The 13,562-nt window shown below is 33.1% G+C and carries 15 protein-coding genes; 8 read left to right on the top strand and 7 right to left on the bottom strand.

Translation table 11 applies throughout. From position 1 onward, the window contains the following. Positions 1–94: 94 nt before the first annotated feature. The 7 genes from LPB248_RS15935 to LPB248_RS15905 all read left to right on the top strand — a co-directional run bounded on the left by LPB248_RS15935 (position 95) and on the right by LPB248_RS15905 (position 6,616). Positions 95–595 carry a tetratricopeptide repeat protein gene (locus LPB248_RS15935; protein WP_255462959.1) on the top strand — a complete coding sequence of 167 codons (501 nt, stop codon included), beginning with the start codon at positions 95–97 and terminating at the stop codon, positions 593–595. A gap of 210 nt (positions 596–805) precedes the next feature. Next, complete coding sequence (locus LPB248_RS15930) at positions 806–1,705, top strand: MerR family transcriptional regulator (RefSeq protein ID WP_177212302.1); 900 nt, start codon at positions 806–808, stop codon at positions 1,703–1,705. Between the two features lie 39 nt (positions 1,706–1,744). Next, entirely contained in the window at positions 1,745–3,211 is a 1,467-nt protein-coding gene (locus LPB248_RS15925; RefSeq protein WP_177212301.1) for a phytoene desaturase family protein, read from the top strand. Positions 3,212–3,213: 2 nt separating this feature from the next. Then, a complete protein-coding gene (locus LPB248_RS15920) occupies positions 3,214–4,053 on the top strand; it encodes a phytoene/squalene synthase family protein (protein ID WP_177212300.1) in 840 nt (279 codons plus the stop codon). A 258-nt stretch (positions 4,054–4,311) separates the two neighbouring features. Next, positions 4,312–4,752 carry a sterol desaturase family protein gene (locus LPB248_RS15915; RefSeq protein ID WP_177212299.1) on the top strand — a complete coding sequence of 147 codons (441 nt, stop codon included), beginning with the start codon at positions 4,312–4,314 and terminating at the stop codon, positions 4,750–4,752. Positions 4,753–4,786: 34 nt separating this feature from the next. Then, positions 4,787–5,254 carry an SRPBCC family protein gene (locus tag LPB248_RS15910; protein WP_177212298.1) on the top strand — a complete coding sequence of 156 codons (468 nt, stop codon included), beginning with the start codon at positions 4,787–4,789 and terminating at the stop codon, positions 5,252–5,254. Between the two features lie 66 nt (positions 5,255–5,320). Beyond that, positions 5,321–6,616: a cryptochrome/photolyase family protein gene (locus tag LPB248_RS15905; protein WP_177212297.1), complete on the top strand. Its 1,296-nt coding sequence runs from the start codon at positions 5,321–5,323 to the stop codon at positions 6,614–6,616. A gap of 259 nt (positions 6,617–6,875) precedes the next feature. Here the strand turns inward: LPB248_RS15905 and LPB248_RS15900 are convergent, their stop codons facing one another. After that, positions 6,876–8,180, bottom strand: coding sequence for an ABC1 kinase family protein (locus tag LPB248_RS15900; protein ID WP_177212296.1), 1,305 nt, complete (start codon positions 8,178–8,180; stop codon positions 6,876–6,878). Beyond that, positions 8,180–8,839 carry a TetR family transcriptional regulator C-terminal domain-containing protein gene (locus LPB248_RS15895; RefSeq protein WP_177212295.1) on the bottom strand — a complete coding sequence of 220 codons (660 nt, stop codon included), beginning with the start codon at positions 8,837–8,839 and terminating at the stop codon, positions 8,180–8,182. The genes LPB248_RS15900 and LPB248_RS15895 overlap by 1 nt, the downstream gene beginning before the upstream one ends. A gap of 98 nt (positions 8,840–8,937) precedes the next feature. Between LPB248_RS15895 and LPB248_RS15890 the strand changes: the two genes are divergently transcribed. Beyond that, entirely contained in the window at positions 8,938–9,849 is a 912-nt protein-coding gene (locus LPB248_RS15890; RefSeq protein WP_177212294.1) for a TIGR01777 family oxidoreductase, read from the top strand. A gap of 3 nt (positions 9,850–9,852) precedes the next feature. On the opposite strand, the gene LPB248_RS15885 is transcribed toward LPB248_RS15890, so the two are convergent. The 5 genes from LPB248_RS15885 to rmuC form a co-directional block, all read right to left on the bottom strand. Further along, complete coding sequence (locus tag LPB248_RS15885) at positions 9,853–10,419, bottom strand: YceI family protein (RefSeq protein WP_177212293.1); 567 nt, start codon at positions 10,417–10,419, stop codon at positions 9,853–9,855. Between the two features lie 234 nt (positions 10,420–10,653). Further along, a complete protein-coding gene (locus tag LPB248_RS15880; RefSeq protein ID WP_177212292.1) occupies positions 10,654–10,881 on the bottom strand; it encodes a hypothetical protein in 228 nt (75 codons plus the stop codon). A gap of 235 nt (positions 10,882–11,116) precedes the next feature. After that, entirely contained in the window at positions 11,117–11,512 is a 396-nt protein-coding gene (locus LPB248_RS15875) for a VOC family protein (RefSeq protein ID WP_177212291.1), read from the bottom strand. A gap of 42 nt (positions 11,513–11,554) precedes the next feature. Continuing rightward, positions 11,555–12,103: an acyl-CoA thioesterase gene (locus LPB248_RS15870; RefSeq protein WP_177212290.1), complete on the bottom strand. Its 549-nt coding sequence runs from the start codon at positions 12,101–12,103 to the stop codon at positions 11,555–11,557. A gap of 39 nt (positions 12,104–12,142) precedes the next feature. Beyond that, positions 12,143–13,516: a DNA recombination protein RmuC gene (gene rmuC, locus LPB248_RS15865; protein ID WP_177212289.1), complete on the bottom strand. Its 1,374-nt coding sequence runs from the start codon at positions 13,514–13,516 to the stop codon at positions 12,143–12,145. Positions 13,517–13,562: the final 46 nt, after the last annotated feature.

Below are 13,562 nucleotides of genomic sequence, written 5' to 3'. Positions count from 1 at the left end.
CTAACCAATATTTAAAAAAGAAAATCTCTTACAAAATAAAAACTTTCATAAATTCGTGGGGAAATAATTAAATCACTAATCCCAAATTAGTTTTATGAAAAACCTACTATTAGCATCACTTATCATGATGTCTTGCTCTATCTGGGCACAATCTGCAACTGGCTATTTTGACAAAGCTATAAAAAAAGCTGAAGCTGGCAACACCAAAGGCGCAATTGCCGATTACACGAAAGCCATTAGCATGAATTCTAAATTTGTCGAAGCTTACCAGAATCGCGGTGTCGCAAAATTCAAACTAAACGACTTAAAAGGAGCTCAAGCCGACTTTAGCAAAACGATCGAACTTGACAACATGAATGCCGACGCTTTTACAGGTAGAGCCAATGTGAATTACAAATTACAAGACTATCAAGGCACAATTGACGACTGTACAGCTTCTTTAGGTTTAAACCCGAAAGATTACGTTGCCTACAACCTAAGAGGTTTGGCTTACAACAAAATTGGCGATAAGAAAAACTCTTGCAAAGATTTCAGCAAAGCAATTGAGCTTGGAAGTCAGAGTGCTATAAAAAACAAAGCCACTTTTTGTAAATAACAACACCAAAAAATTAAAAACGGTCTGCATATCAAAAATATGCAGACCGTTCTTTTTTATCAAAGTAATATATTTCTTAAAAATTATATACCTGATTTTAGGTAAAAAATATATTTTAAATACGTAAACCTCTAATCCTCTATCTTTTTAATGTAGTTTTAAGGTCGAATCTAAGATTTTATTTTACATTTGTTGACTTAATCGCGAAAAATGATAAACAATATTAAAACTGTTTTCAGTATTAAAGATCTTGAGAACTTATCTGGAATAAAAGCGCATACCATACGCATCTGGGAAAAGAGATACAACATCCTTGAACCAATGCGAACCGATACTAATATTAGATTTTACAACCTTCATAATCTGCAGAAACTTTTAAATATTACGTTACTGCACGAGTACGGCTACAAGATTTCTAAAATCGCAACATATCCTGAAGAAAAGATACCACAACTGGTACGCGAAATAATCTCAAAGAAAAACTCTCAAAACTACGCTATCACCTCTTTTAAGATGGCGATGATGAACTTTGATCAGGAGTTATTCTTTAACACATTCGATTGGCTTATTACTGAAAAAACATTTAAAGAAGTTTTTAAAGAACATTTTCTGCCTCTTTTAAAAGAGCTTGGATTATTGTGGCAATCTGAAACTATTACCCCTGCTAATGAACATTTTATGAGTCATTTAATAAAGCAGAAAATCTTAATTTACACCGAAAGCCTTCAGATTAGAAAACCAATCAAAACCGACCGCATTTTTGTTTTATCACTTCCGTTAAACGAAATTCACCAGATCGGATTATTGTACTTGCAATATGAAATCCTTGATAAAGGTTACAAAACCATTTATCTTGGAGAAAGCATGCCGATTGAAAACCTTCAGGATTTAACCAAACACTTTGAGAATATTACGTTTATTTCTTTTATGACTGTTCAGCCAGACAGAAGCGTAATCAATCAATATGTTAAATCGATGGGACAGAAATTATTGCAGGAAAACAACGAGATCTGGCTTATGGGTAAAATGGTCGAACACATTGACCAAAAAGTCCTTAGCGACAGAATCCGCATTTTCGATTCTATGGAAGAAACTATTAACATGCTTTAATTTATTTTTGTTTAAGTTTTTCTTATATTTGTTAAACAAATGAAGAAAACTATCCAAATAATAGGCTCAGGCTTCTCTTCTTTAGCAGCCGCATGTTACCTTGCTCAACAAGGAAACACGGTTACTGTTTACGAAAAAAACAATACAATTGGCGGGCGCGCAAGACAATTTAAAGAAGATGGTTTTACTTTTGATATGGGACCAAGCTGGTATTGGATGCCAGATGTGTTTGAACGCTTTTTTCAGGATTTCAATAAAAAACCTTCTGATTATTATGAACTGATAAAATTAAATCCTGCTTATAGGGTTTATTTTGGGATCAATGATTTTATCAGTATCTACGACAATTTAGAAGAAATAAAATGCACTTTTGAAACCATAGAAAAAGGAAGCGGTCAAAAACTGCAAAACTTTATTAACCAAGCCAAAAGCAATTATGATATCGCGATTAAAAATTTAGTTTATCGTCCTGGAATTTCTCCTCTCGAGTTAATCACTAAAGAAACTGCATTAAAGCTTGATCAATTTTTCAAGAATGTAAGTGCTGATATTCGCAAAAATTTCAAAAACGAAAGACTGATCCAGATTTTGGAGTTTCCCGTTTTATTTCTCGGAGCAAAACCGAAAAAAACCCCTTCATTCTATAATTTTATGAATTATGCCGATTTCGGTCTCGGAACTTGGCATCCAAAAACGGGAATGTTTGATGTTATTCGGGGAATCGAAAAACTGGCTTTGGAACTTGGCGTGACGATTAAAACCAATTCACCAATAGAAAAAATTATTGTTGAGAATAAAACTGCAACCGGAATCGTAATTAATGGCGAGACTTTAAAAGCAGATATTGTTTTAAGTGGTGCCGATTATCAGCATTCTGAGACTTTACTTGACAGCGAACACAGAATGTATTCTGAAAAATATTGGGAAAACAGGGTTTTTGCACCTTCTTCTCTCCTATTTTTTATTGGTTTTAATAAAAAAATAGAAAACATTTCGCATCATGCTTTGTTTTTTGATGTCGATTTCAATCAGCACGCAGCAGCTATTTATGATCAACCGAAGTGGCCAGAAGCCCCGTTGTTCTACGCTAACTTTCCATCTAAAACAGATAAAACTGCGGCGCCAGACGGAATGGAATCTGGATTTTTCTTGATTCCGCTTGCACCTGGAATCGAAGATACGGAAGAACTGAGAGAAGAATATTTTGAAAAAATCATTTCTCGTTTTGAAGAACTTACCCAGCAAAAAATTAAAAATAACATTATCTTTAAGAGATCATTCTGTAAAAACGACTTTGTTGCCGATTATAATGCCTACAAAGGAAATGCTTACGGAATGGCCAATACTTTATTGCAAACGGCTTTTTTGAGACCAAAATTAAAAAGCAAAAAAGTCAGAAATCTATATTTTACAGGACAATTAACCGTTCCTGGTCCAGGTGTTCCGCCTGCTTTAATTTCAGGAAAACTAGCAGCTGAATTAATTCAAAAATCTTTTAGATCTTAAAAATGAAATCACTATTCGACGCCGTTTCTTTCAAATGCAGCAAATTGGTTACCAAAAATTACAGCACTTCATTTTCTCTTGCTGTAAAAATGCTTTCGCCAAGTATTCGTGATGCTATTTACAGTATTTACGGATTTGTACGTTTTGCCGATGAAATTGTAGATTCATTTCACGGCTACGAAAAAGAATACTTGATTGAAGATTTTGAAAAAGAATATTATAAAGCTATGGAATTAGGCATTAGCTTAAATCCTATTTTGAATTCTTTCCAACAAACTGTCAAAGAATATAATATTACAGACGATTTGGTTCAGGCATTTTTAAAAAGCATGAAAATGGATCTCATAAAATCGAATTACCAAACACAAACCGAGTACATCGATTACATTTATGGTTCTGCCGATGTTGTGGGTTTAATGTGCCTAAAAGTTTTTGTAACTGGAAAAGAGCACAAATACGAACAACTGAAATACGAAGCCATGCGTTTAGGGTCGGCTTTTCAGAAAGTAAATTTTCTTAGGGATTTGAAAGACGATAACACGATCTTAAACCGTTCTTATTTCCCAGGCATAAACTTGAATAACTTTAATGAAGATTCAAAAAACCAGATTATAAAAGAAATTGAAGAAGATTTTAGAATTGCCTATCAAGGAATTGTAAAGTTGCCTATCGAAGCCAAATTTGGAGTTTATACCGCTTATGTTTATTATAAAAAACTATTAAAAAAGTTAAAAAACACACCATATTACGAAATTGGAAATGCTCGGATTCGAGTTTCTAATTATACAAAAGCTGGGCTTTTGGCGCAATCTTTTGTAACTTATAAATTGAAGTTGGTATAAAATCATATAGTTTGTCATCCTGAGCGAAGTCGAAGGAGCGCAAGAAACTCTACAAAGATTGGCATACTGTTGAGGAGCTACTTACGAAGATTTGCTTCGCCAGTTCGCTATCGCTCGAGTCTTCTTCGTCGAAATGACAAGATTGAAAGAATCGCAGACTTAAAACCAAATAGTGAATCTTTTTGAGTCAATCTTTTATAATCTAAAGCTAAACTCAAAAACAATAAAACGATAATTTTAAAACATCAACATTACAAAATGATTTCTTTTCTAATCTTTTTAGGCGTTTTTCTATTTATGGAATGTGTGACATGGCTAACGCATAAATATGTTATGCATGGTTTTATGTGGTATTTTCATGCCGATCATCATAAGCCGAAATACGAAAACGCTTTTGAACGCAACGATATTTTCTTCGTCATTTTTGCCACTCCGAGTATTATTTTATTCTACTTTGGCGTCGAGGGCGGATTTAATTATCTGTTTTTTATTGCATGTGGCATTACACTCTATGGCGCTTGTTATTTTTTAATTCACGATGTTTTAATTCATCAGCGATTTAAATGGTTTAAAAACACCAAAAACAAATACCTCATCGGACTTAGAAAAGCTCATAAAATACACCACAAACATTTACAAAAAGAAAAAGGAGAATGTTTCGGAATGTTGTTCGTGCCATTTAAATATTATAAAATGTAGCATCATTTGAGCATTTTTCAAGAACAATTTGATTATGAAATTATACAAAATAGTAACCGTACAACATATCAATGCTAGCGTAGAAGAGTGCTGGGATTTTTTCTCAAGTCCAAAAAACCTTCAAACTATTACACTCGATAATATGAATTTCCAAATTCAGGATTACGACGGAAAGCGTATGTATCACGGACAAATTATTACCTACACTTTAAAACAGCTTTTCGGAATCAAAATTTCTTGGGTTACCGAAATTACAGCTTGTCAAGAAAACGAATATTTTGTAGACATTCAGCAATTCGGGCCTTATAAACTATGGCATCACAAACATTTCTTTGAACCAACACCAGATGGAGGAACCAAAATGACAGACGTTGTTCATTACGCTCTCCCATTTGGAATTCTAGGCAGAATCATGAATCTTTTAGTCGTAAAAAATAAACTGAAAAGTATTTTCGACTATAGATTTAATAAAATTGAAGAATTGTTTAATTCTAAAAAATAAGCCATAGATTTCACAGATTAGAATCTTTTTAATCCTTTAATCTGTGGCAAAAAAATATCCTCAAAAATGACAAAACAAAAAGTTACTTTATTCTGGTTTAGACGCGATTTGCGTTTAGAAGATAACACAGGACTATTTCATGCCTTGCAATCAGATTTCCCTGTTGTTCCTCTTTTTATTTTCGACGATGATATTCTGGAACATCTTCCAAAAAATGATGCTAGAGTAACTTTCATTTATGATTCACTTCAAAAAACAAACGCAGAATTAAACAAACTAGATTCTTCCATCTTAATCAAAAAAGGAAAAACTACAGATGTTTGGAAATCGTTAATTGAAGAATTTGATATTCAAAGCGTTTTCTTTAATAAAGATTATGAACCGTTTGCCATCAAGCGTGATACAATCATAACTGCGTTATTAAAAGAAAACCATATTAAATCTTTTTCTTTTAAAGATCATGTAATTTTCGAAGAAAAAGAGATCACAAAAGCAGACGGACTTCCATATACCGTTTACACGCCTTATAAAAACAAATGGCTAGAGAAATACCATTTTTCGGGTTCTGCTCCTGAATATGATATCAAGCCTTTTCAATCTAATTTTGCAAAAAACCAATTTAACTTTCCTGATTTAAAAGAAATTGGTTTTGACAGAAGTTCCATAAAAGTAAAACCACATAACTTAACACAAATAGCCAATTACAAAGAAACGAGAGATTTTCCAGCTTTGGACAGCACTTCTTATCTTTCACCACATTTACGTTTTGGTACTGTTAGCATTAGAAAATTAGTAAACTGGGCAAACCGAAAAAATCAAACTTTTTTAAGCGAATTAATCTGGAGAGAATTCTTTATTCAGATTCTCTTTAGTTTCCCGAATTGTGTCAATCATAACTTCAAATCCAATTATGACGGAATCCAATGGCGCAATAATGAAGAAGATTTCAAACGCTGGTGTTCTGGAACTACAGGATATCCAATGGTTGATGCTGGAATGCGTCAGCTGAATGAAACGGGTTATATGCATAATCGCGTGCGTATGGTGGTAGCGAGTTTTTTATGCAAACATTTACTCATTAACTGGCAATGGGGCGAAGCTTATTTCGCAGAAAAACTTCTAGATTTCGAATTAGCTTCAAATGTAGGAAACTGGCAATGGGCGGCAGGAACGGGTTGTGATGCTGCGCCTTATTTCAGAGTTTTTAATCCCGAAATTCAGCAGCAAAAATTTGACCCAAAAGGAGAATATATCCGCAAATGGATTCCTGAATTTGATTTTGGTTATAATGAGCCTATGGTTGATCATGCTTTTGCAAGAGATCGTGCGATTGCGACTTACAAGGCTGGGATTTTGAAATAAAGTTTTTGTTTCAAGTTTCAGGTTTCAGGTTTCAGGTTTATACTCATTTTTGTCATCCTGAGGAACGAAGGATCACACTAGAAACTCCGCGCAGAATGTCGCTAACCTTTGTCGATTTGCGAGTGTGATCCTTCGTTCCTCAGGATGACAAACTAAACAAAAAAAAAACTTTGTCAAAGTTTTAAACTTTGACAAAGCTCTATATGTAAAGTTCAGCCAACTTGAAACCTGAAACCTGAAACAAAAAGAAACTAATTAATTAGTATTTCAAATAATTCTCAACCACAATTTTCGCTTTCAAATCGAACATTAAATTATACAAACCAAAGAAAGTACGATTCATATAAATAAAGTGCTTAGAGCCACGATTTCCGTTCATTTTTTTGAGATTTGTATCTTCCGAAAAGCGTTTTCCTAATTGGGCAATTGCGTTAAAGAATTCTTCATCGGCAAAATCGAAAGTTTCGTTTTGAAAAGGTCTTGTAAAGAGAGATAGCAAATCATGAAACATTTCGGTGAAATATTCTATTTCTGCAGGCGTATCGTCTGGACGAAGAATCTCCAATTCGAATAATTTCTGATTGAAAAGCTTCTCGTCTGTAATGACATTTTTATTAATCAACTCAAAATACGGAGTGTAGAAATCATCTGGAATTTGTTTCATACAGCCAAAATCTAAAGCGATTAACTGGTTTTGATCATCAACCAAAAAATTCCCTGGATGCGGATCTGCATGCACTTTTCTTAAAACATGAATTTGATACATATAAAAATCCCAAAGCGCCTGACCTAGTTTATCGCCTGCTTCTTGGTCGGTGTTTTTTGCTGTGAACTCCGAAAGATGAATTCCAGTCATCCAATCCATCGTAATGATTTTCTCTGATGAAAACTCTGGATAGTAATTCGGAAAAGTGATGTTTTCAATCTTACTGCAAGCCTTAACAACTTCTTGGCTTTGTTGTAATTCTAACAAATAGTTAGTTTCTTCAATCAGTTTGTCTTCGACTTCTTTGAAATATTTATCAGAATCTTTTCCCTGCAGATTAAACATTCTAATTGCAATTGGTTTCACCAAAGCCAAATCAGAAGAAATGCTATTGGCAACACCTGGATATTGAATTTTAACAGCCAGTTTTTTGTCGCCTTTTTTTGCCAAATGCACTTGGCCAATACTTGCTGCGTTTACCGAATTCGGATTGAATTCGTCAAAAATTTCATAAGGCGTTTTTCCAAAATTGCTTTTGAATGTTTTTAAAACCAAAGGTGCAGAAAGTGGCGGAACAGAAAATTGCGATAACGAAAACTTTTCTACATAAGCCTGCGGAAGAAAGTTTTTATCCATGCTTAGCATTTGAGCGACTTTAAGCGCACTTCCTTTTAAGCTTTTTAGTCCATCATAAATATCTTCGGCGTTGTTCTCGTTTAGTTTGTCACGGCTCAAATCTGGATTAACCATTTTTTCGGCATAATGTTTTACATAGTTTACACCGATTTTAGCACCCGTTTGAACCAATTTTCCCGCTCTTTCTATTTTTGAGGTTGGAATATAATCGATTGTTTTCATTATCTGCTGTATACTTTTTCTTTAAACAAAAATTTCCCGAAATCAATCAAATGATTCATTGGCGCAACATTCATTAATTCGAATGAAGCATTAACAGATTTTTCAATAAAAATATCTGTCTTTTCGAAAGCCGGAGATTCGTCTTCCATCCAAAATTTGATTGTCATCATTAATTGCACCCAAGAAGATTCCTGAATGGCTTTTTCTTGAAATTTTTGAAATCTTTCCTGTTCCAATCTGTAATCGTCTGTCAGGATTTCAGCAACATATTCTTTAAAACTATTTCGAAGCGTAGTTAACTGAACTAAATTTTTAATCGGATTTTTATCAATCTTAAGCGATTGCAAAACATAGCTTCTGTTGGCAGTCAGGATTTCAAAAAAAGTAAAATAAAAACTCAGCATTTTATTCTTCATGTCATATCCCTGATATTCCTCATTCTTATGAAGAAGATTAACTGTGTTTTCAAAAAACAGTCGGAATATTTCTTTTTCTAAACCTTCTAATGTTCCAAAAAAAGCATAAAATTCGGCTTCTGTAAAATCATTTTCTTTGGCAAAATGATAAACCGATTTTGGTTTTTGACCTTTTTCTAAAACCTCTTCCATATATTTTGAAACGATATCATCTTTGGTAATTACCTTTTTTTTAGTCGCCATTTTATTAAAATTTAGAATTTGCCATAAAGGTAAACATTGTTTAAGTACCTTTACTAATCCTTAAACACTATATACTGTTAAATATATTATAAACTATTATGGCTCAAAATGTTCTATTAACAGGCGGAAGCGGTTTCATTGGAAAACATTTAACAGATGTTCTCATCGAAGCCGGATTTTCTGTGTCTGTTTTGAGCCGATCTGATAGAGAAAATACACCAAGAGTCACTTATTACAAATGGGATATCAAAAAAAATTACATTGATAAAAATGCTATCCTAAATGCCGATTACATTATTCACCTTGCAGGTGAAGGAATAGTAGAAAAAAGATGGACCAAAAGACGAAAAAGAGCTATTCTTGAAAGCCGAATTAGACCTATAGAAATGATTTTTTCGGTTTTGGAAAACAACAATAAAAAACTAGACGCATTTGTTTCTGCATCGGCTGTTGGTATTTATGGTGCTGTAACCAGTCATAAAATCTGTACCGAAGACACGCCTCCAGCAAATGACTTTTTAGGCATTACTTGTCAAAAATGGGAAAATGCTGCTGATAAAATGAATTCTTTAAACATTCGAACTGTCAAAATTCGAACTGGTATCGTTTTTGGAAAAGAAGAAGGTTTTATAAAAAAAATGATTCCGACCTTTAAATCAGGTTTTGGCGCGGTATTGGGTTCGGGTAAACAATATCTCCCTTGGATTCATGCTGAAGATTTATGTCAGATTTACTTAAAAAGTATTGAAGACACAAAACTAGAAGGCGCCTACAACGCTTGTGTAACAGACAACACAACTAATGCCCGATTTTCTAAAACATTCGCTAAATTGTTTGATTATGCTATTTGGCTTCCTAATGTTCCTCCTTTTGTACTAAAGATTTTATTGGGAGAAATGAGCATAGCAGTTTTAACTGGACAACGTGTTTCTTCAGAAAAAATTCAGAAAACAGGTTTCGAATTTCAGTTTACTGATTTAGAAAAAACACTGATCAGCTGTATTAAATAATTTTTATTTTAAAGTAAGCATAGTATCTTCACTTCGAACAATGCCCGTCAGTTCTGTATTAGCTGTTTTTGAAATTTTGGCTGCTATAGGAGTTGGAATCTGAATATTAAAATCGGAGACTTCAATTGGGAAATCTGAAATAACCTGAATTCCTTCCGGCACTCTTTTAATCAAAGCATTCACAATAATTTCTTTTGATTTGCCTCGTAGATTCAATTTTCCCTTTATCTGATATTGCTTTTCAACCTCATTAATATCTTTCAAATCAAACTTTTCAATCTTTCCTTTAAATACTGCTTTAGGATAACGATCGCTTTGCATATAATTTTCATTGAAATGCTCTTGCATGAGATCCAATTTAAAACGAAAATTTTTGATGACAACAGTACAGATAAAAGTACTTGTTTTAGGTTCTAAAAGTATAGCAACTTGTCTATTTACTGCTCTAATCTCCTCAAACATAGGAACGGAGGCTTCAAAATTAATTGTCCCTGTATTAGTAAAAAATTTGTCTTGGGCAATAACAGAAAAAGCAGTAAAAAGTAAAAAAAGTAAGGTAGTTGTTTTCATAATCGTCTACATTTAAACAATTATGTCATTCCATTTCTTCTGACCAACAGAAAATAAAAAATTCAGCTTTTAATTAATCTGAAAAATAGAACGGCAATACTCAGTGAAAAAATTCCGTAACCCAATAATTACACTTAAAGTTACGAAATTTCTCAACGCCGAGTTCTGAGATTAATGCTAAATATTTGTGAATTTTTTTTTGTTGTGAAATGAATTATGTGAAAAGCAAAATGATTAAGATCTTCCTCTTGCCAAAGAATAGATCACATTCACAAAAAACAAAATTTGAACACTTAATAATATCATAATGGAAATCACAATTCCATACCTGATTCTATCATTAAAACGTGCATTATCCAATATAAAAGAGGTATCAATCGGAAAATTTTCTTTCATCAATTGAGGCAAAGTAAAAATTGCAAATAACCCAATTATACTTACCAAAACATGTAAAACAGTCATCCAATTTATTAAATTGAAGTTGAGTTTTATTAATGAAAAATAAATTAAGGTTAATAATCCATAGATGGAAGAAATAAGAATCATTAAAAACTGCCACGAAATGACATAATAAGTGTCGGAAATATTAATATCGAGCGTTTCATCTCCTCTGTAAAAGCCAAAACTTAAAAGAATGACTATTATAGCTAAAAATAAAACATAGGGTTTTCGTTGTATATAATTCATTTCAATAAAATCAACCTTTTACCTCTGTGCAAATTTCAATTAAAAATCCATTCAAATCTCTTGCATAAGCTACAATTTGTCCCCAAGGTTTTTCTACAGGTTCTAAAACTATAACGGCACCAAAAGAAGTTGCTTTCTGTAAAACTTCTGGAACATTATCTGTAATGAAACCAATTTCTATTGCAAAAGGCTTATTTTCTAAACTGCTTTCAATAAAACCGTCTTTCAAACTTTGAGAAGCCAGCTTTTTTGATGCAAATGAAAGTGTCGTTTCTCCTGTGCTTAATTCGCCATAATCGCCATCTGGCGTGATAAATTTTCTCGAGAACCCAAAAGCATTTTCATAAAACGCAATAGATTCTTCGACATTTTCAACATATAAAATTGTATATCCAAACTTGACCATAATTTCTACTATTTAATGTGTATCAAATAAATATAAGAAAATTTAGCTGATTTCTAGAAGGACATTATATTTTTCTAAACTCGCTAGATCTTCAATCGAATTTATATTGGTCAATTTTTCGTGTTCTTCTACTTCTTTTCTAACCTCAATATGTTTTATTGCTTTTCTAAAACGGCGCACTTCTTCTAAATTGGATAAAATCAATCCTGGAACCGGAACGCTTTTTCCGTCTTTATCTTTGGCAACCATTGTAAAATACGAGGAATTACAATGTTTGATTACGCCAGTCTGAATGTTTTCGGCTTCTACGCGAATGCCCACAATCATAGAACTTCTTCCAACATAATTTACAGAAGCTTTCATCGTCACTAACTCTCCTACTTCAATTGGCTTTAAAAAGTTTACCGTATCTACAGAAGCCGTTACGCAATAATTTCCGCTAAATTTTGATGCCGATGCAAACGCAATCTGATCTAATAATAACAAAATATATCCTCCGTGAATTTTTCCACTAAAATTGGTGTGCGAAGGAAGCATTAATTCTGATATACTAACTTTTGATGATGAAACGGGCTTAAAATCTGTACTCATGTTTTTGTTTTTGGAATTATGATTAGTTGTATTCTGTTTTTAGTTTAATAATTCATTTTCATCTGAATTAATCGCTCTTGCAATAATATTGTCTGGAAGCGATTTCTTTGCTTTTGCTCCCATTTTTTTCAATCTTTCTACGCTCGAAATCAGATTTCCTTTTCCGTCAACCAGTTTATTCATGGCGCTTTCGTATTCGGTTTTGGTATCTTTTATTTTATTTCCAATTCGGACTAAATCAGACACAAAACCTTCAAATTTATCATATAAAGCTCCTGCTTGTCTTGCAATCTCTAAAGCATTTTCTTGCTGTTTCTGATTGGCCCACATACTGTCAATAGTTCGTAAAGTAGCCAAAAGTGTGCTTGGTGTTACAATAACAATATTTCGGTCAAAAGCTTTGGTGTATAAAGATGGATCTTCGTTTAAAGCAATAGCAAAAGCAGGTTCCATAGGAATAAAAAGCAACACAAAGTCTGGACTTTCCATTTGGTATAAATCATGGTAATTTTTACTTCCTAACTGCTCCACATGTCTTTTTATAGAAAGAACATGTTCTTTAAGAAATTCTATTTTTAAAAGTTCCGATTCTTCGTTTACCCATTTTTCGTAAGCCGAAAGTGAAACTTTAGAATCGACAATCATTTTTTTACCATCGGGAAGATTAATTACCACATCTGGCAAAACACGGCTTCCTTCACTATTTGTAAAACTCTGCTGCACTTCATATTCTCTTCCTTTTTCAAGTCCTGATTTTTCTAGAACACGCTCCAAAACCAATTCTCCCCAATTTCCCTGCATTTTACTGTCGCCTTTTAATGCTTTGGTAAGATTTAAAGTTTCTTTGCTCATTTGTGCATTCATTTCGCTCAAACCAATAATCTGCTGGCGAAGCGCTGCATGATAATCGATACTTTCCTTATGAGTTTGCTCAACCTTTTGTTCAAAAACAAGAATTTTATCCTGCAAAGGCGTCAGGATATTTTTCATGTTCACTGTGTTTTGTTCGGTAAACTTAGCCGATTTTTCTTCCAGGATTTTGTTGGCTAGATTTTCAAATTCTTTAGTAAATTTTTCTTGAAGCTCGTTGATTTCGCTTTTTTGCTCTTTATGGCGTTCCCATAAATTTTCGAAATCTACTTCTTTTTTAGAAAGCTGAATTGCAAGACTGTCTTTCTCGGTCCTTATATTTTCTTTCTCGGAAATACTCAACTGTAATTGTTTCTGAAAATTATTTTTTTCGTTTTCAAATTGCTCTTTCAACATTTGCAATTGCCCATTTAAAGCATTCAATCTTTCTTCAGAAATAGCCTTTTCAGAATTAAATTTTGACGCAGAAAGCATTCTCCCTACGTAGATTCCAATAAAAAGTGCAACAACAAAGCCCAGTAAAAACGGTAAATAATCAGACATAACTAAGTTAATTTTACGTAAAAGTACGCAATAATACGTAGTGCTT

Source organism: Flavobacterium sp. LPB0248 (genome assembly GCF_013388355.1).
GTDB lineage: Bacteria > Bacteroidota > Bacteroidia > Flavobacteriales > Flavobacteriaceae > Flavobacterium.
Note: the sequence above shows the minus strand (reverse complement) of the source record. Positions and strands in the feature narration are given on the sequence as shown.